Origin of the sequence: Bradyrhizobium sp. CCGUVB14, from assembly GCF_024199935.1 — a bacterium.
Lineage (GTDB): Bacteria > Pseudomonadota > Alphaproteobacteria > Rhizobiales > Xanthobacteraceae > Bradyrhizobium.
In genome coordinates this window covers 6,129,510-6,151,645 of the sequence record NZ_JANADS010000001.1, presented here as the reverse complement: position 1 = coordinate 6,151,645, position 22,136 = coordinate 6,129,510, and the positions used below count along the sequence as shown (strand labels likewise).

29 protein-coding genes are annotated in these 22,136 nt (G+C 64.1%); 27 read left to right on the top strand and 2 right to left on the bottom strand.

Annotated features, from left to right (window positions below):
- Positions 1-13: 13 nt before the first annotated feature.
- From rpsC to hisC, 25 genes are all read left to right on the top strand, one after another.
- Positions 14-739: a 30S ribosomal protein S3 gene (gene rpsC, locus NLM32_RS28915; RefSeq protein ID WP_254132183.1), complete on the top strand. Its 726-nt coding sequence runs from the start codon at positions 14-16 to the stop codon at positions 737-739.
- Between the two features lie 29 nt (positions 740-768).
- Entirely contained in the window at positions 769-1,182 is a 414-nt protein-coding gene (gene rplP, locus NLM32_RS28910; protein ID WP_027535296.1) for a 50S ribosomal protein L16, read from the top strand.
- A gap of 5 nt (positions 1,183-1,187) precedes the next feature.
- Positions 1,188-1,394: a 50S ribosomal protein L29 gene (rpmC, locus tag NLM32_RS28905; RefSeq protein WP_027535297.1), complete on the top strand. Its 207-nt coding sequence runs from the start codon at positions 1,188-1,190 to the stop codon at positions 1,392-1,394.
- A 13-nt stretch (positions 1,395-1,407) separates the two neighbouring features.
- Positions 1,408-1,656 carry a 30S ribosomal protein S17 gene (gene rpsQ / locus NLM32_RS28900; RefSeq protein ID WP_057745481.1) on the top strand — a complete coding sequence of 83 codons (249 nt, stop codon included), beginning with the start codon at positions 1,408-1,410 and terminating at the stop codon, positions 1,654-1,656.
- A gap of 84 nt (positions 1,657-1,740) precedes the next feature.
- A complete protein-coding gene (rplN, locus tag NLM32_RS28895; protein ID WP_007603030.1) occupies positions 1,741-2,109 on the top strand; it encodes a 50S ribosomal protein L14 in 369 nt (122 codons plus the stop codon).
- Entirely contained in the window at positions 2,109-2,423 is a 315-nt protein-coding gene (gene rplX / locus NLM32_RS28890) for a 50S ribosomal protein L24 (RefSeq protein WP_212235942.1), read from the top strand. The genes rplN and rplX overlap by 1 nt, the downstream gene beginning before the upstream one ends.
- Positions 2,416-2,973 carry a 50S ribosomal protein L5 gene (gene rplE / locus NLM32_RS28885; RefSeq protein WP_011088141.1) on the top strand — a complete coding sequence of 186 codons (558 nt, stop codon included), beginning with the start codon at positions 2,416-2,418 and terminating at the stop codon, positions 2,971-2,973. Before rplX ends, rplE begins: the two co-directional genes overlap by 8 nt.
- A gap of 46 nt (positions 2,974-3,019) precedes the next feature.
- Complete coding sequence (gene rpsN, locus NLM32_RS28880; RefSeq protein WP_057745473.1) at positions 3,020-3,325, top strand: 30S ribosomal protein S14; 306 nt, start codon at positions 3,020-3,022, stop codon at positions 3,323-3,325.
- Between the two features lie 14 nt (positions 3,326-3,339).
- Entirely contained in the window at positions 3,340-3,738 is a 399-nt protein-coding gene (gene rpsH / locus NLM32_RS28875) for a 30S ribosomal protein S8 (protein WP_254132182.1), read from the top strand.
- A 16-nt stretch (positions 3,739-3,754) separates the two neighbouring features.
- Positions 3,755-4,288: a 50S ribosomal protein L6 gene (rplF, locus tag NLM32_RS28870; RefSeq protein WP_254132181.1), complete on the top strand. Its 534-nt coding sequence runs from the start codon at positions 3,755-3,757 to the stop codon at positions 4,286-4,288.
- Positions 4,289-4,299: 11 nt separating this feature from the next.
- Complete coding sequence (gene rplR, locus NLM32_RS28865; protein WP_007603036.1) at positions 4,300-4,662, top strand: 50S ribosomal protein L18; 363 nt, start codon at positions 4,300-4,302, stop codon at positions 4,660-4,662.
- A 47-nt stretch (positions 4,663-4,709) separates the two neighbouring features.
- A complete protein-coding gene (rpsE, locus tag NLM32_RS28860; protein ID WP_194482266.1) occupies positions 4,710-5,303 on the top strand; it encodes a 30S ribosomal protein S5 in 594 nt (197 codons plus the stop codon).
- 25 nt (positions 5,304-5,328) lie between these two features.
- On the top strand, positions 5,329-5,523 hold the full coding sequence (gene rpmD, locus NLM32_RS28855; RefSeq protein ID WP_011088137.1) for a 50S ribosomal protein L30: 195 nt from the start codon (positions 5,329-5,331) through the stop codon (positions 5,521-5,523).
- 13 nt (positions 5,524-5,536) lie between these two features.
- The gene (rplO, locus tag NLM32_RS28850; protein ID WP_254132180.1) at positions 5,537-6,022 is read left to right on the top strand and encodes a 50S ribosomal protein L15; all 486 of its coding nucleotides are present in this window, start codon (positions 5,537-5,539) and stop codon (positions 6,020-6,022) included.
- A gap of 150 nt (positions 6,023-6,172) precedes the next feature.
- Complete coding sequence (gene secY, locus NLM32_RS28845; RefSeq protein WP_254132179.1) at positions 6,173-7,504, top strand: preprotein translocase subunit SecY; 1,332 nt, start codon at positions 6,173-6,175, stop codon at positions 7,502-7,504.
- 278 nt (positions 7,505-7,782) lie between these two features.
- Positions 7,783-8,661 carry an adenylate kinase gene (locus NLM32_RS28840; protein WP_254132178.1) on the top strand — a complete coding sequence of 293 codons (879 nt, stop codon included), beginning with the start codon at positions 7,783-7,785 and terminating at the stop codon, positions 8,659-8,661.
- A gap of 188 nt (positions 8,662-8,849) precedes the next feature.
- Positions 8,850-9,218 carry a 30S ribosomal protein S13 gene (gene rpsM, locus NLM32_RS28835; RefSeq protein ID WP_014494511.1) on the top strand — a complete coding sequence of 123 codons (369 nt, stop codon included), beginning with the start codon at positions 8,850-8,852 and terminating at the stop codon, positions 9,216-9,218.
- A gap of 123 nt (positions 9,219-9,341) precedes the next feature.
- On the top strand, positions 9,342-9,731 hold the full coding sequence (gene rpsK, locus NLM32_RS28830; RefSeq protein ID WP_007603045.1) for a 30S ribosomal protein S11: 390 nt from the start codon (positions 9,342-9,344) through the stop codon (positions 9,729-9,731).
- A gap of 112 nt (positions 9,732-9,843) precedes the next feature.
- The gene (locus NLM32_RS28825) at positions 9,844-10,875 is read left to right on the top strand and encodes a DNA-directed RNA polymerase subunit alpha (RefSeq protein WP_254132177.1); all 1,032 of its coding nucleotides are present in this window, start codon (positions 9,844-9,846) and stop codon (positions 10,873-10,875) included.
- A gap of 122 nt (positions 10,876-10,997) precedes the next feature.
- Positions 10,998-11,414 (top strand): 50S ribosomal protein L17, encoded by a 417-nt coding sequence (gene rplQ, locus NLM32_RS28820; RefSeq protein ID WP_212324938.1) that lies wholly within the window; start codon positions 10,998-11,000, stop codon positions 11,412-11,414.
- A 120-nt stretch (positions 11,415-11,534) separates the two neighbouring features.
- Positions 11,535-12,371, top strand: coding sequence for a c-type cytochrome (locus tag NLM32_RS28815; protein WP_254132176.1), 837 nt, complete (start codon positions 11,535-11,537; stop codon positions 12,369-12,371).
- A 139-nt stretch (positions 12,372-12,510) separates the two neighbouring features.
- The gene (locus NLM32_RS28810; protein WP_254132175.1) at positions 12,511-13,299 is read left to right on the top strand and encodes an SDR family NAD(P)-dependent oxidoreductase; all 789 of its coding nucleotides are present in this window, start codon (positions 12,511-12,513) and stop codon (positions 13,297-13,299) included.
- 90 nt (positions 13,300-13,389) lie between these two features.
- Complete coding sequence (locus NLM32_RS28805; RefSeq protein ID WP_254132174.1) at positions 13,390-13,686, top strand: DUF1330 domain-containing protein; 297 nt, start codon at positions 13,390-13,392, stop codon at positions 13,684-13,686.
- Positions 13,687-13,743: 57 nt separating this feature from the next.
- Complete coding sequence (locus tag NLM32_RS28800) at positions 13,744-15,060, top strand: chloride channel protein (RefSeq protein ID WP_254132173.1); 1,317 nt, start codon at positions 13,744-13,746, stop codon at positions 15,058-15,060.
- Positions 15,057-16,121, top strand: a complete 1,065-nt coding sequence (gene hisC / locus NLM32_RS28795) for a histidinol-phosphate transaminase (RefSeq protein ID WP_254132172.1) — start codon at positions 15,057-15,059, stop codon at positions 16,119-16,121. Before NLM32_RS28800 ends, hisC begins: the two co-directional genes overlap by 4 nt.
- A 120-nt stretch (positions 16,122-16,241) precedes the next feature.
- Here the strand turns inward: hisC and NLM32_RS28790 are convergent, their stop codons facing one another.
- Positions 16,242-17,255 (bottom strand): zinc-binding alcohol dehydrogenase family protein, encoded by a 1,014-nt coding sequence (locus NLM32_RS28790; RefSeq protein WP_254132171.1) that lies wholly within the window; start codon positions 17,253-17,255, stop codon positions 16,242-16,244.
- Between the two features lie 165 nt (positions 17,256-17,420).
- Positions 17,421-19,034, bottom strand: a complete 1,614-nt coding sequence (locus NLM32_RS28785) for an OprO/OprP family phosphate-selective porin (RefSeq protein ID WP_254132170.1) — start codon at positions 19,032-19,034, stop codon at positions 17,421-17,423.
- A 316-nt stretch (positions 19,035-19,350) separates the two neighbouring features.
- Between NLM32_RS28785 and NLM32_RS28780 the strand changes: the two genes are divergently transcribed.
- Together NLM32_RS28780 and NLM32_RS28775 are read left to right on the top strand one after the other, a co-directional pair.
- Positions 19,351-20,754, top strand: a complete 1,404-nt coding sequence (locus tag NLM32_RS28780) for a DegQ family serine endoprotease (RefSeq protein WP_254132169.1) — start codon at positions 19,351-19,353, stop codon at positions 20,752-20,754.
- Complete coding sequence (locus NLM32_RS28775; protein WP_254132168.1) at positions 20,751-22,088, top strand: replication-associated recombination protein A; 1,338 nt, start codon at positions 20,751-20,753, stop codon at positions 22,086-22,088. Before NLM32_RS28780 ends, NLM32_RS28775 begins: the two co-directional genes overlap by 4 nt.
- Positions 22,089-22,136 lie beyond the last annotated feature (48 nt).

Here is a 22,136-nt window from a genome sequence, read left to right as displayed (position 1 = left end):
GCAGGAGAAAACGATGGGTCAAAAGATCAATCCGATCGGTCTGCGTCTCGGCATCAACCGGACCTGGGATTCCCGCTGGTTCGCCGGCAAGCAGGAATACGGCAAGCTGCTGCACGAGGACGTCAAGATCCGCGAGATCCTGCACAAGGAGCTCAAGCAGGCGGCCGTCGCCCGCATCGTGATCGAGCGTCCGCACAAGAAGTGCCGCGTCACCATCCACTCGGCTCGTCCGGGCGTGGTGATCGGCAAGAAGGGCGCCGACATCGACAAGCTTCGCAAGAAGGTCGCGGACATCACCTCGTCCGACGTCGTCATCAACATCGTCGAAATCCGCAAGCCGGAGCTCGATGCGACGCTGGTGGCCGAGTCGATCGCGCAGCAGCTCGAGCGCCGCGTGGCGTTCCGGCGCGCCATGAAGCGCGCCGTTCAGTCGGCAATGCGTCTCGGCGCGGAAGGCATCCGCATCAACTGCTCGGGTCGTCTGGGCGGTGCGGAAATCGCGCGCATGGAGTGGTATCGCGAAGGTCGCGTGCCGCTGCACACGCTGCGCGCCGACATCGACTACGGCGTTGCGACCGCGTTCACGACCTTCGGCACCTGCGGCGTCAAGGTCTGGATCTTCAAGGGTGAGATCCTCGAGCACGATCCGATGGCCCAGGACAAGAGAATGGCCGAAGGCGAGACGGGTGGTAGCAGCGATCGTGGTGGCCGTGGGCGCCGCGACACGGCTGCAGCCTGATCGACCTGAGAATTTGAGGGCTTAAAGCCATGATGCAACCTAAGAAAACGAAGTTCCGGAAGGCGCATAAGGGCCGGATTCACGGCGTTGCGACTTCGGGCGCGACGTTGGCATTCGGCCAGTTCGGCCTGAAGGCAACCGAGCCTGAGCGCGTCACTGCGCGTCAGATCGAGGCTGCCCGCCGCGCGCTGACCCGCCACATGAAGCGCGCCGGCCGCGTCTGGATCCGCGTGTTCCCCGACGTTCCGGTGTCGAAGAAGCCGGCCGAAGTCCGCATGGGCTCCGGCAAGGGTTCGCCGGAACTGTGGGTCGCCCGCGTCAAGCCGGGCCGGGTGCTGTTCGAGATCGACGGCGTCAACACCCAGACGGCGCGCGAAGCGCTGACGCTCGCGGCCGCCAAGCTGCCGATCAAGACGCGCTTCGTCGAGCGCATTGCGGAGTAATGGTCATGGCCCAGATGAAGATCGAAGACATCCGCGCGATGAGCCCCGACCAGCAGGACGACGCCGTCCTGAACCTGAAGAAGGAGCGCTTCAACCTGCGCTTCCAGCGTGCCACCGGGCAGCTCGAGAACACCTCGCGCCTGCGCGAGGCCCGTCGTGACATCGCCCGGATCAAGACCGTCGCCGCGCAAGCGCGCGCGAAGAAGAAGTAAGGGGCTAACGGATATGCCGAAACGTACTTTGCAAGGCGTGGTCGTCAGCGACAAGACTGCCAAGACCGTCGTGGTGCGCGTCGATCGCCGCTTCACGCATCCGATCTACAAGAAGACGATCCGCCGTTCGAAGAACTACCACGCGCACGACGAGAACAACGAGTTCAAGCCGGGCGACATGGTTTGGATCGAAGAGACGAAGCCGATTTCGAAGTTGAAGTGCTGGATCGTGATCCGGGGCGAACACAAGAAAAGCGCCTGATCTGTTGGCCTTGGCCGACTGACTTCAGGGAAATGTTGAGCGCCGGCTAGGCTGGCGCAAAGAGAAAGAGGACGAGGTGCATCAATGATTCAGATGCAGACCAACCTCGACGTGGCCGATAATTCTGGCGCACGCCGTGTCATGTGTATCAAGGTGCTCGGAGGCTCCAAGCGCCGCTACGCCACGATCGGCGACATCATTGTCGTCTCGATCAAGGAAGCCATTCCGCGTGGCAAGGTGAAGAAGGGCGACGTGATGAAGGCCGTCGTGGTGCGTGTCCGCAAGGACATCCGCCGCGCTGACGGTTCGGTCATCCGCTTCGACCGCAACGCCGCCGTTCTGATCAACAATCAGTCCGAGCCGGTCGGCACCCGTATCTTCGGGCCCGTGCCGCGCGAGCTGCGCGCCAAGAACCACATGAAGATCATTTCGCTCGCGCCGGAGGTGCTGTGATGGCTGCGAAGATCCGCAAGGGCGACAAGGTCGTCGTGCTGACCGGCCGCGACAAGGGTCGCAGCGGCGAAGTGTTCGAGGTGCGCCCCGAGGCCGGCACGGCCCTCGTGCGCGGCATCAACATGGTCAAGCGTCACCAGAAGCAGACGCAGGCCCAGGAGGGCGGCATCATCTCGAAAGAGGCGCCGATCCAACTGTCCAACATCGCGTATGTCGGCAAGGATGGAAAGCCGACCCGCGTCGGATTCAAGATTCTGGCGGACGGCAAGAAGGTCCGCATCGCCAAGAGCTCGGGAGCTGAGATCGATGGCTGAGGCCGCTTACACCCCGCGCCTGCGCGCGGAATATGACGCGAAGATCCGCACGGCCATGACCGAGAAGTTCGGTTATGAGAACGTGATGCAGGTTCCGCGCCTGGACAAGGTCGTGCTGAACATGGGCGTTGGCGATTCCGTCAACGACCGCAAGAAGGCCGAGACCGCCGCTGCCGAGCTGACCCAGATCGCCGGCCAGAAGGCGATCGTGACCTACTCGCGTATCGCGATCGCGACCTTCAAGCTGCGTGAAAATCAGCCGATCGGCTGCAAGGTCACGCTGCGCAAGGCCCGCATGTACGAGTTCATCGATCGCCTGGTGACGGTCGCGCTGCCGCGCGTCCGCGACTTCCGCGGCCTGAACCCGAAGAGCTTTGACGGCCGCGGCAACTACTCGCTCGGCATCAAGGAGCACATCATTTTCCCCGAGATCGACTTCGACAAGGTCACGGAAGCCCGCGGTATGGACATCACCGTCTGCACCACGGCCAAGACCGACGAAGAGGCGAGGGCCTTGTTGACCGCTTTCAATTTCCCGTTCCGGCAGTGAGACGCTGACCTAAAGCCTCTCAAACGCGGATACCCAGGAGCCAAGCATGGCAAAGAAGAGTTCAGTTGAGAAGAACAACCGGCGCAAGCGGATGGTGAAGAACGCCGCCCCGAAGCGCGAGCGGTTGAAGGCGATCATCGCCGACAAGACGCTGCCGATGGAAGAGCGGTTCGCCGCGACCCTGAAGCTGGCGGAAATGCCGCGCAATTCGTCGGCCACCCGCATCCGTCTGCGTTGCGAGCTGTCGGGCCGCCCGCGCTCGAACTATCGCAAGAACAAGCTGTCCCGTATCGCGCTCCGCGACCTTGGCTCCAAGGGCATGGTCCCGGGCCTCGTGAAGTCGAGCTGGTAAGGAGGGTCGTTTAGATGTCTACGCACGATCCAATCAGCGATCTGATCACCCGCATCCGCAATGCGCAGCTGCGTTCCAAGAGCAAGGTCTCCACGCCCGGCTCGAAGATGCGCGAGAACGTGCTCGAAGTGCTGAAAAGCGAAGGCTACATCCGCGGCTTCGCCACGGTCGAGCACGCCTCGGGCCGCAGCGAGATCGAGATCGAGCTGAAGTATTTCGACGGCGAGCCCGTCATCCGCGAGATCGAACGAGTCTCCAAGCCCGGGCGTCGTGTCTACGCCTCGGTGAAGGCTCTGCCGCGGGTCAATAACGGACTCGGTATTTCGGTGTTGTCGACGCCGAAGGGGATCATGGCCGACCACAGTGCGCGTGAAGCGAACGTGGGCGGTGAAGTCCTCTTCACGGTGTTCTGAGAAGGATTTTTGATCCATGTCACGTGTTGGCAAAAGGCCGGTTGCGGTGCCGTCGGGGGTGACCGCGACCGTCGACGGGCAGACCGTCAAGATGAAGGGGCCGAAGGGCCAGCTTCAGTTCGTCGTTCATGACGACGTCGAGGTGAAGCTCGAGAACGGCCAGGTCAAGGTCAAGCCGCGGGCTGAGACCAACCGCGCGCGCGCGCTGTACGGTACGGCTCGCGCCCAGGTCGCGAATCTGGTCGAAGGCGTCACCAAGGGCTTCGAGAAGAAGCTCGAAATCACCGGCGTCGGTTACCGCGCCGCGATGCAGGGCAAGAACCTGCAGCTCGCGCTCGGTTACAGCCACGATGTGGTCTATGCGATCCCGGAAGGGATCACGATCACCGTGCCGAAGCCGACCGAGATCACGGTGACGGGCAGCGACATCCAGCGCGTCGGCCAGGTCGCCGCTGAGATCCGCTCTTATCGCCCGCCGGAGCCCTACAAGGGCAAGGGCGTGAAGTATGTTGGCGAATTCATCTTCCGCAAGGAAGGCAAGAAGAAGTAACGGAGCCGGTCATGTCCAAAGCCAAGGTTACCAATGCCCGGCGCAAGCGGAGTGTGCGGCTGAAGCTGCGCCGCTCCGGTGGTGGTCGTCCGCGTCTGTCGGTGTTCCGCTCGTCCAAGCACATCTACGCCCAGGTCATCGACGACCTGAAGGGCGAGACGCTGGCCTCTGCCTCGTCGCTCGAGAAGTCGATGCGCGACGGCGGCAAGACCGGCGCCGACATCGATGCGGCGAAGGCGGTCGGCAAGCTGCTGGCCGAGCGCGCCGCCGAGAAGGGCGTCAAGGAAGTCGTGTTCGATCGCGGCAGCTACCTCTACCACGGGCGCGTCAAGGCTCTTGCCGACGCAGCGCGTGAGAGCGGGCTGAGCTTCTAACAGAATTTGAGGATTGAGGCGTAAGCCTCTGAAGGATTGGAAAAACCATGGCAGAACGCGAACAGCGTGGTGGACGCGATCAGCGCGGCGGCGGACGTGAGCGCAAGGAGCGCGAGGAGCGCGACAGCGAGTTCGTCGACAAGCTCGTCCACATCAATCGCGTGGCGAAGGTCGTCAAGGGCGGTAAGCGCTTCGGTTTCGCAGCGCTGGTCGTGATCGGCGATCAGAAGGGCCGCGCCGGCTTCGGTCACGGCAAGGCGCGCGAAGTGCCTGAGGCGATTCGCAAGGCCACCGAGTCCGCCAAGCGCAACCTGACCCGCGTGTCGCTGCGCGAGGGCCGTACGCTGCATCACGACATCGCCGGCCGTCATGGCGCGGGCCGTGTCTACCTGCGTGCCGCTCCGGCCGGTACCGGCATCATCGCCGGTGGTCCGATGCGCGCCGTGTTCGAGACGCTCGGCGTCCAGGACGTGGTGGCGAAGTCGATCGGCTCGTCGAACCCGTACAACATGGTTCGCGCGACCTTCGATGCGCTGAAGCATCAGGACAGCCCGCGTTCGGTCGCGGCGCGCCGCAACATCAAGGTGTCCACCCTTCAGGGTCGTCGCGTCGGCGGCGATGCCGAGGCGGCTGCGGACTAACGAACGCTTTTCGGAGTAGACCACGATGGCCAAGGCCGCAAAGACGATCAAGCTTGAGCAGACCGGCAGCGCGATCCGCCGCCATCACTCGCAGCGTTCGACGCTGATCGGGCTCAAGCTCAACAAGATCGGCCGCACCAGCGAACTGCCGGACACCCCGGCCGTCCGCGGCATGATCGAAAAGGTTCACCATCTCGTTCGCATTGTCGACGAGAAGTAAAAGGAGCAGGGCGATGAAGCTCAGCGATATCGCCGACAACGCCGGCTCGCGCAAGAAGCGCATGCGCGTCGGCCGTGGCATCGGTTCGGGCAAGGGCAAGCAGTCCGGCCGCGGCGGCAAGGGTCAGACCGCGCGTTCGGGCGTGCGCATCAAGGGTTTCGAAGGCGGCCAGATGCCGATGCATCGCCGTCTGCCCAAGCGCGGCTTCAACAACATCTTCCGTGTCGAGTACGCCGAGATCAATCTCGACCGGCTCCAGGATGCGGTCGATGCCAAGAAGCTCGAGACCGGTAGCGTCGTGAACGTCGAGGCTCTGGTGAAGGCCGGCGTGCTGCGCCGCGCCAAGGGCGGCCTGCGGCTGCTCGGCCGCGGCGAGCTCAAGGCCAAGCTCAACATCGAAGTGCACGGCGCCACCAAGACCGCGATCGAAGTGGTCGAGAAGGCCGGCGGTTCGGTGAAGATCCTCGCCCCTGCCAAGGAAGAAGGCGAGGCGGCGTAACAACTGCGTCATTGGCCCGCGGCTCGCGGGCCTTTACGCATGCGGGACGATGGACTTATCGAAGCCGAAGCCCCAGATAATGTCCGGCGTCCGCTAGTATAGCCCGGCCGCGGGTATGACGGCGCAATAGGCGGCGGGAGAAAGTCCAATATGGCCTCAGCAGCGGAACAACTGGCAGCCAACCTCAATTTCGGCGCGTTTGCCAAGGCCGACGAACTGAAGAAGCGCATCTGGTTCACCCTGGGTGCGCTGCTCGTTTATCGGCTCGGGACCTACATCCCGCTGCCCGGCATCGATCCCAACATCTGGGAGCAGGTGTTCAAGTCGCAGGCGGGCGGCATCCTCGGCATGTTCAACATGTTCGCCGGCGGTGGCATCCACCGCATGGCGATCTTTGCGCTGAACATCATGCCGTACATCTCGGCCTCGATCATCATCCAGCTTCTGACCACCGTCTCGCCGCAGCTCGAGGCGCTGAAGAAGGAAGGCGAGGCGGGCCGCAAGACGCTGAACCAGTACACGCGCTATCTCACGGTGATCCTGGCCGCGTTCCAGTCCTACGGCATCGCGGTCGGCCTCGAAGGCGCCGGCAATGTCGTCAGCGACCCCGGCATGTTCTTCCGTCTCTCCACCGCGATCACGCTGACCGGCGGCACCATGTTCCTGATGTGGCTGGGCGAGCAGATCACCTCGCGCGGCATCGGCAACGGTATCTCGCTGATCATTCTCTCCGGCATCGTCGCCGAGCTGCCGGCGGCGCTCGCCAACATGCTCGAGCTCGGCCGACAGGGTGCGATGTCGACCGGCCTGATCCTGGTCGTGATCGTGATGGCGGTCGCCGTGATCGCCTTCATCGTGTTCATGGAGCGCGCCCAGCGCCGGCTGCTGATCCAGTATCCGAAGCGCCAGGTCGGCAACAAGATGTTCGAGGGCCAGTCCTCGCATCTGCCGCTCAAGCTCAACACCTCCGGCGTGATTCCGCCGATCTTCGCGTCCTCGCTGCTGTTGCTGCCGACCACGGTTGCCAACTTCAACGCGGGCAGTGGGCCTGAATGGTTCCAGTGGATCACGACCCAGCTCGGCCACGGCCGCCCGCTGTTCCTGATCCTCTATCTCGCGTTGATCGTGTTCTTCGCGTTCTTCTACACCGCGATCGTGTTCAACCCGACCGAGACCGCGGACAACCTGAAGAAGCATGGCGGGTTCATCCCGGGCATCCGTCCGGGCGAGCGCACGGCGGAATATATCGACTACGTGCTGTCGCGCATCACCGTGCTCGGCGCGATCTATCTGGCGATCGTCTGCTTGATCCCTGAGATCCTGATCTCCTACGCCTCGGTGCCGTTCTATTTCGGCGGCACCTCGCTGCTGATCGTCGTCAGCGTCACGATGGATACGGTTGCGCAGGTGCAGGGCTATCTGCTGGCCCATCAGTATGAAGGCCTGATCCGCAAGTCGAAGCTCCGGGGCCGCCGCCGCTAAGACGCGGCGTCCTCTTCCGGCGGCGCGCCCGTGCCGCCGATTCGCCGCGCGAGTGACGCGCGGCGCCCACTGAAGCGATCAGCCGGTCATTCGGCCGCGGCGGCAGAGCTGCTCTCACTGCAGCGCAATCACTGATTTCAAAGGCCTTCTTGGCGTCCGGGCATTTGCTCCCCTATGATATGGGTAGCGGTGCGGCGCCGATTATGATTTGCACTGTTACTGAACTTTCAAACACAGGTGCGCGACGTATCGCTCACCAATCCGGGGGGCGTACGCCAATGAGAATTATACTTCTGGGACCGCCAGGATCGGGCAAGGGGACCCAGGCGCAGCTGCTGGTGCAGCGCTATGGCATCGTCCAGCTCTCGACCGGTGAGATGTTGCGCGCAGCCGTCGCGGCCGGAACGCCGGTCGGGCTGAAAGCCAAGGAGATCATGGCCGGTGGCGGGCTCGTGCCCGACGAGGTCGTGGTGGGGATCATCTCCGATCGCATCGACCAGCCGGACGCGAAGAACGGTTTCATCCTCGACGGTTTCCCGCGCACCGTGCCGCAGGCCGAAGCGCTGGACGATCTGCTCCGGCACAAGCATCTCAAGCTCGACGCCGTGATCGAGCTCCGCGTCAACGAGAGCGCGCTGCTGAGTCGCGTCGAGACCCGTGTCGCCCAGATGCGGGAGCGCGGGGAGGAGGTCCGGGTCGACGACACGCCCGAGGTCCTGACCAAGCGGCTCGCCAGCTACCGCAGCCAGACGGAACCGCTGATTCACTACTACTCCGAGCGTCGGAAGCTCTCGACCATCGACGGCATGATGGCCATCGACGAGGTCACCCGCGCCATCCACCGCCAGCTCCTGGCGCTCGGCGCGGTCGAGCCGAAGACCCATGCCCGCAGTGCGGCCAAGGCGGCGCCGGCCAAGACGGGGGCCAAGAAGGCTAAGGCGAAGGCCAAGGCCGCGAAGAAAACGGCCAAAAAGCCGGCGAAAGCGGCCAAAAAGGCTGCCAAATCGGCCAAATCCGCCAAAAAGGCCGTGAAGGGCGCCAAAAAGGCAGCCAAGAAGACCGTCAAGAAAACGGTCAAAAAGACCGCTAAAAAGGCCGTCAAAAAAGGTTCGAAGAAGGGTCCAAAAAAGGTCACGAAAAAGCGAGCCAAGCGCTAGCGGCGGTTGACGAAAGCCCCCTGAATCCCTTAATAAGCCCCGCATCCAAGTCGGATAGTTTCAAACGATGCCGGGCCCCAGGAAGACCAGGGGTGGGCGTCGTGTTCGCGTTTGTGAACACCTGCCCGAGAAACATAAGCACTTAAAGCCCGATTCCTGACGAGGGATCGGCAACAGGAGAGAAGGCCGTGGCCCGTATTGCCGGCGTGAACATTCCGACCAACAAGCGCGTGCTGATCGCGCTCCAGTACATCCATGGCATCGGCCAGAAGATCGCTGGTGAGATCCTCGAAAAGGTGAAGATCCCCGAGGATCGTCGCGTCAATCAGCTCAGCGATGCTGAAGTGCTCCAGATCCGCGAAGTGATCGACCGCGACTATCTCGTCGAGGGCGATCTGCGTCGTGAGGTCGGTATCAACATCAAGCGTCTGATGGACCTCGGCTGCTATCGCGGCCTGCGTCATCGTCGCGGTCTGCCGGTGCGCGGTCAGCGGACCCACACCAATGCGCGTACGCGCAAGGGCCCGGCCAAGGCCATCGCCGGCAAGAAGAAGTAAGTTTTCGAATCCAATCGCGGCGTGTGGCGAAGCGGGGAAACCCGTTCGCCACGCGCCTTTCGTTCCATCAGGTGTAGCCGCTGGCATTACGGCGGCGTTTGAGATCTCCAGGAAAGGTAGTCTATGGGCAAGGAAGCCACCCGCGTTCGTCGTCGTGAGCGCAAGAACATCGCCTCCGGCGTCGCGCACGTGAACTCGTCGTTCAACAACACGACCATCACCATCACCGACGCGCAGGGCAACACGATTGCCTGGTCCTCCGCCGGCACGATGGGCTTCAAGGGCTCGCGCAAGTCGACCCCGTATGCCGCGCAGGTCGCCGCCGAAGACGTGTCCAAGAAGGCGCAGGAACACGGCATGCGCACGCTCGAAGTCGAAGTCGCCGGTCCCGGTTCGGGCCGTGAGTCGGCGCTCCGCGCGCTGCAGGCCGCGGGCTTCACCGTCACCTCGATCCGCGACGTGACCACGATCCCGCACAACGGCTGCCGTCCGCGCAAGCGTCGGCGCGTCTGATACGAAGTTGCGGGCGCATCGTCGCCCGCGATGCTTTTTTTAAGAAGCCGCGGGTTTGATCTGCGGCCTTTCTCCAACGCCAGTATTTGAACTTTCAAATCGACTGGCCTGTATGGGTGAAACAGTGACGATCCAGAAAAATTGGCAAGAACTGATTCGGCCGAACAAGCTCCAGGTGCAGCCCGGCAGCGACCCCTCGCGTTTCGCGACCATCGTCGCCGAGCCGCTCGAGCGCGGTTTCGGCCAGACGCTCGGCAACGCGCTGCGTCGCATCCTGCTCTCCTCGCTTCAGGGCGCGGCGGTGCAGTCGGTGCACATCGACGGCGTGCTGCACGAGTTCTCCTCGATCGCTGGCGTCCGTGAGGACGTCACCGACATCGTGCTGAACATCAAGGATATCGCGATCAAGATGCAGGGCGAAGGCCCCAAGCGCATGGTCGTGAAGAAGCAGGGCCCGGGCACTGTCACCGCCGGCGACATCCAGACGGTTGGCGACGTCACCGTGCTCAACCCGGACCTCCAGATCTGCACCCTCGACGAGGGCGCCGAGATCCGCATGGAGTTCACGGTCTCCACCGGCAAGGGCTACGTGCCCGCCGAGCGCAACCGCCCCGAGGACGCGCCGATCGGCCTGATCCCGGTCGACAGCCTGTACTCGCCGGTCCGCAAGGTCTCCTACAAGGTCGAGAACACCCGCGAGGGCCAGATCCTCGACTACGACAAGCTGACCATGACGATCGAGACCAACGGCGCGATCTCGCCGGATGACTCGGTGGCTTACGCCGCCCGCATCCTGCAGGATCAGCTCAACGTGTTCGTCAACTTCGAAGAGCCGCGCAAGGAAGTCGCCCAGGAGATCATCCCGGACCTCGCCTTCAACCCGGCCTTCCTCAAGAAGGTGGACGAGCTCGAGCTGTCGGTGCGTTCGGCCAACTGCTTGAAGAACGACAACATCGTCTACATCGGCGACCTCGTGCAGAAGTCGGAAGCGGAAATGCTCCGTACCCCGAACTTCGGCCGCAAGTCGCTGAACGAAATCAAGGAAGTGCTGGCCCAGATGGGTCTGCACCTCGGCATGGAAGTGCCGGGCTGGCCGCCGGAGAACATCGACGAGCTCGCCAAGCGCTTCGAGGATCACTACTGATCCGTACTTCACCGTGACGGCCGGGGTTTCCGGCCGTCATTTTTATGGGCGAACGCAGGCAGCCCACCTGAGCAACTGATCCGACGAACCGTCGCGGCAGTTCATACGTAAGGAATAGACATATGCGTCACGGCAAGGTTCATCGGAAGCTCAACCGCACGGCCGAGCATCGCCGCGCGATGTTCGCCAACATGTGCGCCGCGCTGATCAAGCACGAGCAGATCGTCACCACGCTGCCCAAGGCCAAGGAGCTTCGTCCGATCGTCGAGAAGCTCGTGACCCTCGGCAAGAAGGGTGGACTGTCCCTGCGCCGCCAGGCCATCTCCGAGATGCGCGACAAGGACCAGGTCAAGAAGCTGTTTGACGTGCTGGCGCCCCGCTACAAGGATCGCCAGGGCGGCTACACCCGCATCATCAAGGCGGGCTTCCGCTACGGCGACAACGCGGCGATGGCCGTGATCGAGTTCGTCGATCGCGACGTCGATGCCAAGGGCCAGGACTCCGGTCCGGTGCAGGCGAAGGAAGCCGAGGCGGCGTAAGCCGGCCGGTACAGAGATCTTCGAAAGCGGCGCCCCTGGGCGCCGCTTTTTTGTATGCGTCGGCGATATCTCATGCCGCGCATCGTTGTGGTGAAACGCGATTCTGGCCGGGGGGCTCTGATGAGGATTGTGTTTGGGATCGTGCTGGCGCTGCTGTTGTCGCCGGCCGCCGCCGAGACGCTGGTGGAGCGCGGCGCCTATCTCGTCAACAGCGTGATGGTCTGCAACAACTGCCATACCCCGCGCGGGCCGCAGGGCCTCGATATGACGCGCATGCTCTCGGGCGGGCAGACCTTTGACGAACCCGCCTTCAAGGTCACCGCTTCCAACATCACGCCCGACAAGGAAACCGGCATCGGCAATTGGAGCGATGCCGAGCTGAAGCATTTCCTTGTCAGCGGCATCAGGCCGAACGGATCGGCCGTGGCGCCGATCATGCCGACCGTCTTCTACACGGTGCTTACGGGGCGCGATCTCGATGCGCTCACGGCTTACTTGCGTTCCGTGCCGTCCGTGCGCCACGAGACGCCGGCGCCAGAATACAAGGTCGCGCTGAAGCCGGAGATGCCGACCTATGCCGGCAAGCAGGCAACCGAGGCGGAACTGTCCGACAAGCTCGCTCGTGGCCGCTATCTCCTGACCATCGCCCATTGTCTGGAATGCCATACGCCGGAAGGGCCATCCGCAGTGCACGATTTCGCGGGCGCCAGCGGCAAGGGCGGCCGGACCTTTCGGGGACCGTGGGGCGAGTCCGTCTCTCCCAACATCACCGGGGATCCCGTGGCTGGTCTCGGGCAGTGGAGCGACGACGAAATCAAACGTGCGATTACGCAAGGTATCGCGCGCGACGGTCACAAGCTGAAGCCGCCGATGGCTTATGCTGGGTACGCCACCATGTCGCCGCAGGATCTCGATGCCATCGTCGCGTTCGTCCGGACGTTGCCGCCGAAATCGTAGGGTAGGCCAAGGCGCGTTGTTCGCGTGCCGTGCCCACCATCCCCAAACTCACGCGGTTGATCCTCACGCGTCGGTGAGCGGCGATTGCACGCGCCTGTGCAGCGCACGATATCCGCTCTGACATCAATGGAGACGATTCATGAAGATCGACCTTTCCGGAAAGACCGCCCTCGTGACCGGCTCGACCGCCGGCATCGGCCACGCCATCGCCAGGGGCCTCGCCGGCTCGGGCGCGAGCGTGGTGATCAACGGGCGCGGCCAGGACAAGGTCGATGCGGCCGTGCGCAAGCTGGAAGGAACGGGGGCCAAGGTGCGCGGCATCGCCGCAGACGTCTCGACCGCTGCCGGCTGCAAGGCCCTCGTTGCTGATCTGCCCGAGGTCGACATCCTCATCAACAATGCCGGCATCTTCGAGCCGAAGGACTTTTTCGAGATTCCGGACGAGGACTGGAGCCGCTTCTTCGAGGTCAACGTCATGAGCGGCGTGCGGCTGTCGCGCGCGTACATAAAGGGCATGCTCAAGCGCAACTGGGGCCGCATCGTCTTCATCTCGTCGGAGTCCGGGCTCAACATTCCCGTCGAGATGATCCACTACGGCATGAGCAAGACGGCCCAGCTCTCAGTCGCGCGCGGGCTGGCGCAGCTGACCCGGGGGAGCGGCGTGACCGTGAACTCGGTGCTTCCGGGTCCGACCATGTCCGAGGGCGTCGAGACTTTTGTGAAGGATCTCGCCAAGCAGAACGGTCAATCGGTCGACGAGGCGGCCGCCAATTTCGTCAAGCAGCATCGTCCGAGCTCGCTGATCCAGCGCTTTGCCAGCGTCGACGAGATCGCCAACATGGTGGTCTACGTCGCCTCGAAGGAGGCGTCCGCAACCAATGGCGCGGCATTGCGGGCCGAGGGCGGCATCGTCAATACGATTGCGTAAGAGCATGATCCGGACCCGAAGGGCCGCGTTAGCGCAAAGTGTGAAGCGGTTGTCCGACAAGATCATGCTCAAAAAGAAGAGCCTGCGCGCATGACGGCTTATGTGATCTCCGAGGTCGAGATGCGCGATCCCGATGGCTTCGAAGCCTATCGCGCGCTCGCTGCAGAGACGATTGCGCAGTATGGCGGGCATTACCTCGTCCGCGGCGGCAGGGCGGAACTGGCGGAGGGCAACCATCCGTCGAAGGCCATCGTCATCGTCGAATTTCCGTCGATGGCGCGGCTGAAGGAATGGTACACTTCGCCGGAATATGCCGAGGCGTTGAAGATCCGCGCCGGTGCGCTGGAACGGCGACTGCTGTTCGTCGAGGGCGTGGTTCCGACCTAGCTGGTCTGCCCACTTGCCGCTTCAATTCGGGTCCGGACAGGCTAAAACGGGGGCTCCATGCTCTGGCCCCTCTCGACCCGCCACAAACGCCTGTTCAGACTGACATCCGCGCGATGGCAGCGGCGGGCGATCTTTCTGCTTGGCGGGATCGGGATCGGCGCCGCGGCGGTGGCGCTGGCACAGCTGGCCGACCTCGCTCAACACGCCTTTACGCTGCTCCTGGCCAAATCGCGTTATGCCGTGCTGGCGGTGACGCCGCTCGGCTTTATGCTCTCGGCCTACCTGACCATCCGCCTGTTTCCGAATGCCCAGGGCAGCGGCATCCCGCAGGCCATTGCCGCGCGGCACCTGACCGATCAGGCGGCGCGCGAAAGCCTGGTCTCGATCCGGATCGCGATCGGCAAGATGATCCTCACTCTGTTCGGGCTCCTCTGCGGCGCCTCGGTCGGGCGGGAAGGGCCGACCGTTCAGGTCGGCGCCTCCATCATGTTCGCGCTTGGCCGCGTCTCGCCACGCCGTCAGCCCGGCTTGATCCTGGCCGGCGCCGCCGCAGGCGTGGCCGCGGCCTTCAACACGCCGCTCGCCGGCATCGTCTTCGGCATCGAGGAGATGAGCCGCGCCTTCGAGACCCGCACGTCCAGCCTCATCATTGCGGCCGTCATCGCGGCCGGCCTGACCTCGCTCGCGCTGGCCGGCAATTACGCCTATTTCGGCAGCAGCGCGATGTCGCTGGCGCGCGGCGCCGACTGGCTGGCCGTTCCGCTCTGTGGCGTGGCCGGTGGCCTCGCGGGCGGCCTGTTCAGCCGCGTCGTTATCGCCATGGCGCGCGGCTTCAAGAACCCGCTCGGCCGCGCGATCAAGGGCCACCCGCTGTGGTTTGCATTCGCCTGCGGCCTGGCTGTCGCGATCTGCGGCCTGGTGTCCGGCGATACGATCTACGGCACCGGCTATGAACAGGTGAAGATGGCGCTGGAGCACGGCTCGTCACTGCCGGGAGATTTTGGCGTGCTCAAGCTTCTGGCCACCACCTTTGCTGCGATCAGCGGCATACCGGGCGGCATCTTCGCGCCCTCGCTGGCCATCGGAGCCGGCATCGGCTGCAACATCGCGGCGTTGTTCCACGACGCGCCGCTCGGTGCGATCATGCTGCTCGGCATGGTCTCGTATTTTGCCGGCGTGGTGCAGGCGCCGATCACCGCCTTCGTGATCGTGACCGAGATGACCGACAATCACGGCATGGTCGTGCCGTTGATGGCGGCCGCGCTGATCGCGCATTTCGTCTCGCGAATGATCTGCGAGGAAGGTATCTATCACGCGCTCGCAAAAGGCTTCGTCGAGCGGGCGACGCGTCCGCGTGAGGAGGAAGGAAAATGAGCCGTTTCTGGAGCAGCTTGACGCACGATTTGAAGCCCTATGTGCCGGGCGAACAGCCGCGCATGGCGGATCTGGTCAAGCTGAACACCAATGAGAACCCGCTCGGTCCGTCTCCGCGTGCGCTGGAGGCGATCCGCGACGTGGCAGCCGACACGCTGCGTCTTTATCCGGACCCGCAGGCGACCGCGCTGCGGGCCGCCCTGGCCGGGTATCATGGCGTGAGACCCGAGCAGGTGTTCGTCGGCAATGGCTCGGACGAGGTGCTGGCGCATGCCTTCGTCGCGCTGCTGAAGCATGATGCGCCGCTGCTGTTTCCCGATATCACCTACAGTTTCTATCCCGTCTATTGCGGCCTGTTCGGCATCGCCTACGAGGCCGTGCCGCTCGACCAGGCCATGCAGATCCGCATCGCCGATTATCGCAGGCCGGCCGGCGCGATCATCGTCCCCAATCCGAACGCGCCGACGGGAATCGCGCTGTCTCGCGCCGAGATCACGACACTGCTGGAGCAGCATCCGGATGTGCCTGTGGTCGTCGACGAGGCCTATGTCGATTTCGGCGCCGAGACCGCAATTCCGTTGGTGGCGTCGCATCGGAATCTCTTGGTCGTGCAGACCATGTCCAAATCGCGCGCGCTGGCCGGGCTTCGGGTCGGATATGCGATCGGCGACGCCGATCTGATCGGTGGGCTGACGCGTGTGAAGGACAGCTTCAATTCCTATCCGCTCGGCCGGCCTGCCCAGGCGGGCGCGATCGCCTCGCTGGAGGACGACGTCTATTTCCAGCAGAGCCGCGGTCGCGTGATCGAGGGCAGGGAGCGGCTGACCCGCGGACTGAAGGCTGCCGGCTTCGAGGTGCTACCGTCGCTGGCGAACTTCGTCTTCGCGCGCCATCCCGCGCATCAGGGTGCCGCGCTTGCGGCGGCGCTGCGGGAGCAGGCGGTGATCGTCCGCCATTTTTCCGCAGCGCGCATCTCGGATTATCTGCGGATCACCGTGGGTACGGATGAGCAGATCGACCGGCTGTTGTCGGCGTTGTCCGGGATCGTGAGACAACAATAGAAATCGTAGGGTGGGCAAAGGCGCGCTTGCGCCGTGCCCACCATCTCTGACCGAATGTTGCAGTGCGTGGGCACGCTTTGCTTTGCCCACCCTACGGGAACTCGACCTACGAGACCGTCGCTACCACCCCTCCAGCACGATCTTGCCACGCGACTTGCCACTCTCGAGCAACGCGTGCGCACGCTTGAGGTTGGCTGCGTTGATCGTGCCGAAGGTCTGGTCGAGCGTGGTGCGCAGCACGCCCTTGTCGATGAGATCGGCGACGTCGTTGAGCAGATGATGCTGCGCAATCATGTCGGGTGTCTGGAACGAGGAGCGCGTGAACATCGATTCCCAGTGCACCGAGATCGCCTTGCCCTTGAACGTGCCCATAGTGAACTCGGGTGGATCGTCGATCAGGCCGAACCGGCCCTGCGGCGCCATGAACTCGGCGATGCTCTTGTAGTGCTGGTCGGTGAAGGTGAGGCTCGCCACCAGCGCGACCGGCGGCAGCTTGAGCTTTTCGATCTGTTCCTTCATCGGCTTGCCGTGGTCGATCACCGCATGCGCGCCGAGATCGAGACACCATTTCTGTGAGTCCGGTCGGGTCGCGGTCGCGACCACCGTGAGGCCGGTGAGGCGGCGCGCGAGCTGGATCAGGATCGAGCCGACGCCGCCGGCGCCGCCGGTGATGAGAAGCGTGCGTGGATCGACGCTCTTGCCGGGAACCGCGCCGAGCCGGTCGAACAGCAACTCCCAGGCGGTGATGGAGGTGAGGGGAAGGGCGGCGGCTTGGGCGAACGAGAGCGATTTCGGCTTGTTGCCGACGATGCGCTCGTCGACCAGGTGGAATTCGGAATTGGTGCCCTGGCGCAGGATCGAGCCCGCGTAAAACACCTCGTCGCCGGGCTTGAACAGCGTGACCTCGGGCCCGACCGCATCGACCACGCCGGCCGCGTCATAACCCAGGATCTTGGTCTCGCCCTCGGGCGGGGCGGCGCGCTTGCGCACCTTGTAATCGACCGGATTGGCCGAGATCGCCTTCACCGCGACGCGGATATCGCGCCCCTTGGGCTCGGGTTTGGTGGTCTCGAAATCGATCAGCGCGTCCTGATCCTCGATCGGAAGCGATTTTTTGTAGCCGACGGCCTTCATGGCTTGTCTCCATCAGATGGCGTATTCGCCTGCCGCTCTAACTGTCGCCCCGGCTCCTGTTTGGCAAGTACTGCAAGTTCGGGAACATAGTATCCGGTTGGATACTATTACGCCGGGAGCGGCCTGTGCCGCTCCCGGCGCTTTTCGTCAGAACGTCACGTCAGGTCAGAATGCGACCTGCGTACGCATTGCGATCGCGTTGAACGTCGAGCCCGTGTTTACCGCGGAGACGGCGCTCGCCTGCTTGGAGATGTCGCCATGCAGATAGTCGAGCATGAAGCGGACGTTGTTGTTGACGTACCAGTTCAGCGCGGCGGTGTAGATGGTCTGGCGTCCACCCGCGATGCCGGCTGCGGTCGCGAGCTGATCGTTCAGGTTCATCGTGCTCACGCGTCCGGCGATTTCCCAGGCACCCCAGCCGCCGCCGGCCAGTGAGAAGGGATTGGCCGGTTTGATCCCGCCATAGGCGGCGTTCGCGGCATTGTAGGCACGGCTCTCGCCGGTCAGGACGTAGCCGACCTGCGCGTAGCCGCCGTCGAATTTCAGGCTCGACGCGCCGAACGGCGGCAGGCCCGTATTGGCGGTGCGGTCGACGTTGAACCAGTAATATTCGCCCTGTGCGATGAACGAGCCATAGGTCGCAGCCGCCTCGACGCCGTAGACCTGAGCCCCGGAGACGTTGGCGATCGCGCCGGTCGAGATCAGCGTGGTCGGATCGATCCTAAGCTCCGGCCGGTCACTGAGCGTGAGCGTCTGCGCTTGCGTCACCAGATTGCGCGGCGGCTGGATCAGCCATTCCGCGTCCGCGCCGATATGCACCGAGTAGCCGTTGCCATTGATCGGGTTGCCGGCGATGCGCGCGACCGCGCCATATTGCTCACTGGAGCCGGGCGGAGTGACGCTCGACGCAGAGTGGATCTGGCCCGTGGTCGGTCCGGTGACATAGGCGCCCATCCAGAGCTGGTCATTCCACCAGCGGGTGCCGACGGCGGAACGGAAGTCACCGGCTGCGATGTTTTGCGCGATGATGCCGGCCGACGCACGTTCCATGAACATGATGTCGTTCGAGCTGGTGGATTCGTCCATCGTCCAGGCGATATCCATGATACCGGCTTCGATCGCCATCTTGCCGCCGAACGGCTTGAGACCGGTGTAGCTCAGATAGGCATTTTCGACGCCCGATGTCCCTCCGCCTGGCAGTGAGCCGGCCGCCGCGCCGCCGAAGCCGTCGGCCGAGCCGCCGAAGTCGTAGATCAGGGCATAGTTCCAGTCGCCGAAGAACTTGCCGACGACGCCGATGCGCGCACGGCGGAGGTTCTCGCCGTTGTCGAGCTGTTGCGGCGTCGTCGCTGCCGTGTTGGGACGGTAGTTGTAACCGCCGACATCCCAGTGCACACGGCTCGTGATGGCCACGCAGTTCTGCTCGTCTGCGGTGCAGATAGTCGGGCGGTTGTTCGGCATCGTCACAACGACGCCGGACGGAGCGACTGGCCCCTTGACCGGAATGGCTGCATTTGCGTTGGCGACGACCGCCTTCGCCTCCGAGCGCGCCTCGGCCTTTGCTTCAGCCTTCGCCTCTGCCCTCGTCTTTGCCGCGGCCGCCGTATTCGCGGCGGTCTGGTTCTGGAGCTTGTCGAGCTTCTGCTCCAGCATCTTCAGTTGCTGCTTCAGAAGCGCGATCTCCTGATCGCTGTTGCTTGCTGATTGTGCCTGGGCCTGCGAGGCCGCCAGCGCGCCCGCGAGACCAATCGCGGCGGCTGTCATTCTTGTCCTGCTCACGTCACCACTCCATCGGTTAGACCAACTTCCCCAAGTCGTAACGGGAGAGCCTAAGAAGGATCGATGACTGTCCCGCGACGGCGCGCCACGGCTGCAATGGTTCCGCCTGATGCAAATTCGCCGCAGCCGAATCCGCCATTGGGCAGCATGCAAGATGACGTGCATCATGCCAATGTGCGGCGCCTCCCAAATTGTCATTTTGCACGCGGAGCTTGCGTCCCGGCCACACTGGTAAGGGGCTGAATATTGCCGCCCGGCGCCCTTCTATTGGGGGGCGAACACGCCTATATTCCGGCGTCTTTTCCAAGAGGTAGGAATGTTTCGAGCGAACTGGACCGCCATCGTCACGGCATTGTGCATAGCCTTTTCGGCCCACTTCAATCCTGCTGCGGCGCAGGACCGTCGCGTCCCGTCGTCGCCGGCCGAGCTCCGGCTGTCCTATGCACCGATCGTGCAGCGGGTGCAGCCGGCCGTCGTCAATGTCTATGCCGCCAAGGTGGTGCAGAACCGCAATCCGCTGCTGGACGACCCGATCTTCCGCCGCTTCTTCGGCGGCGGCCAGCAGCAGGAGCAGGTGCAGCGGTCGCTCGGTTCGGGCGTCATCGTCGATGCCTCCGGGCTCGTCGTCACCAACGTCCACGTCATCGAGGGCGCCGACCAGGTGAAGGTGTCGCTGTCGGACAAGCGCGAGTTCGAGGCCGAAATCGTGCTGAAGGACTCCCGCAGCGATCTCGCGGTGCTGCGTCTGAAAGATACCAAGGAGAAATTTCCGGCGCTCGAATTCACCAATTCGGATGAGCTGATGGTGGGTGACGTCGTCATGGCGATCGGCAACCCCTTCGGCGTCGGCCAGACCGTGACCCACGGCATCATCTCGGCGCTGGCGCGCACGCAGGTCGGCATCACCGACTACCAGTTCTTCATCCAGACCGACGCCGCGATCAATCCCGGCAATTCCGGCGGCGCGCTGGTCGACATGAACGGTCGGCTCGCCGGCATCAACACCGCGATCTATTCGCGTTCCGGCGGCTCGCAAGGCATCGGCTTTGCGATCCCGGCCAACATGGTGCGCGTCGTCGTCGCCTCCGCCAAGAGCGGCGGCAAGGCGGTGAAGCGGCCGTGGTTGGGGGCAAAGCTGCAGGCAGTGACCCCCGAGATTGCCGAGAGCCTCGGCCTGCGCTCGCCGTCTGGCGCGCTGGTCGCGAGCGTCGTCGCCAACGGGCCGGCCGCGAAGGCGGGCTTGAAATCCTCCGACCTCATCACCGGGATCGACGGCCAGGCCGTGGACGATCCCAATGCGTTCGACTACCGCTTCGCCACCCGTCCGCTCGGTGGCAGTGCGCAGATCGACGTGCAGCGCAGCGGCAAGCCGCTCAAGCTGACGATCGCGCTCGAGACCGCGCCCGATACCGGCCGCAACGAACTCGTCGTCACCGCGCGCTCGCCGTTCCAGGGCGCGAAGGTCGCGAGCATCACGCCCGCGGTGGCCGATGAGCTGCATCTCGATGCCGATACCGAAGGTGTCGTCATCACCGAGCTCGGTGATGACTCGCCGGCCGCTCAGGTCGGCTTCCAGAAGGGCGACATCATCCTGGCCGTCAACAACCAGAAGATCGGCAAGACCGGCGACCTCGAGAAGGCGGCAGGCGTGAGCCAGCGGCTCTGGCGCATCACGCTGGTGCGCGGCGGCCAGCAGATCAACGTCACGCTGGGCGGATGAGTCCGAAGCGACCACAGGAGACGCCAACTCTCTTTGCCGCGGCGGGGCTCGATCACGAGGCCCCGCATCCGCTGCCGGACCGGCTGCGGCCGCGTGCGCTCTCGGAGGTCGTCGGCCAGGATCACATCCTGGGCCCCGACGGTGCGCTGACGCGCATGCTGGAGACGCGCACGCTTGGTTCGCTGGTGTTCTGGGGGCCGCCCGGCACCGGCAAGACCACGGTGGCGCGGCTGTTGGCGGATGCGACCGACCTGCATTTCGAGCAGATCTCCGCGGTGTTCTCCGGCGTCGCTGACCTGAAGAAGGCATTCGACGCCGCGCGTGCCCGCCGCGAGATGGGCAAGGGCACGCTGCTGTTCGTCGACGAGGTGCATCGCTTCAACCGCGCCCAGCAGGATTCGTTTCTGCCGGTGATGGAGGACGGCACCGTCGTCATGGTCGGCGCCACCACCGAGAACCCGTCCTTCGAGCTCAACGCGGCGCTTTTGTCCCGCGCGCGCGTGCTGGTGTTTCGTTCGCTCGATGCCGCCGCGATCGAAAAACTGTTCGCGCATGCCGAGGAGGTCGAGGGTCGCAAACTCCCGCTCGACGAGGAGGCGCGCGCCGTGCTGGTGCGCATGGCCGATGGTGATGGCCGTGCGTCGTTGACGCTCGCCGAAGAGGTGTGGCGTTCGGCGCGGGCGGATGAGATTTTCAACGCCGCACAGTTGCAGGACATCCTGCAACGCCGCGCACCGATCTACGACAAATCGGCCGACGGTCATTACAATCTGATCTCGGCGCTGCATAAATCGGTGCGCGGCTCCGATCCCGATGCGGCGCTGTACTACCTTGCCCGCATGCTCGATGCCGGTGAGGATCCGCTGTTCCTCGCGCGCCGCGTCGTGCGCATGGCGGTCGAGGACATCGGGCTCGCCGATCCGCAGGCGCTCGTGATCGCCAATGCGGCGAAAGATGCCTTCGACTTCCTCGGCCATCCCGAAGGCGAGCTCGCGATCGCGCAAGCGGTCGTCTATCTCGCCACCGCGCCGAAATCGAATGCGGTCTACACGGCGTTCGGCACGGCGATGCAGGTCGCCAAACAGGCCGGCTCGCTGCTGCCGCCGAAGCATATCCTGAACTCGCCGACCAAGCTGATGAAGTCGGAGGGCTACGGCGCAGCCTACGAATACGACCACGACGCGCCCGACGCCTTCTCCGGCCAGGACTATTTCCCGGAAGCGCTGGGCCGCCAGACCTTCTACGACCCGCCGGAGCGCGGTTTCGAGCGGGAGATCCGCAAGCGGCTGGAGTACTGGGCCAAGCTGCGCAAGGAGCGGGGCGGTTCGCGCTAGAATCGGCCATTTCGCCGTGACGGGAGCCGGCTTTTAGGGTAGGCAGGC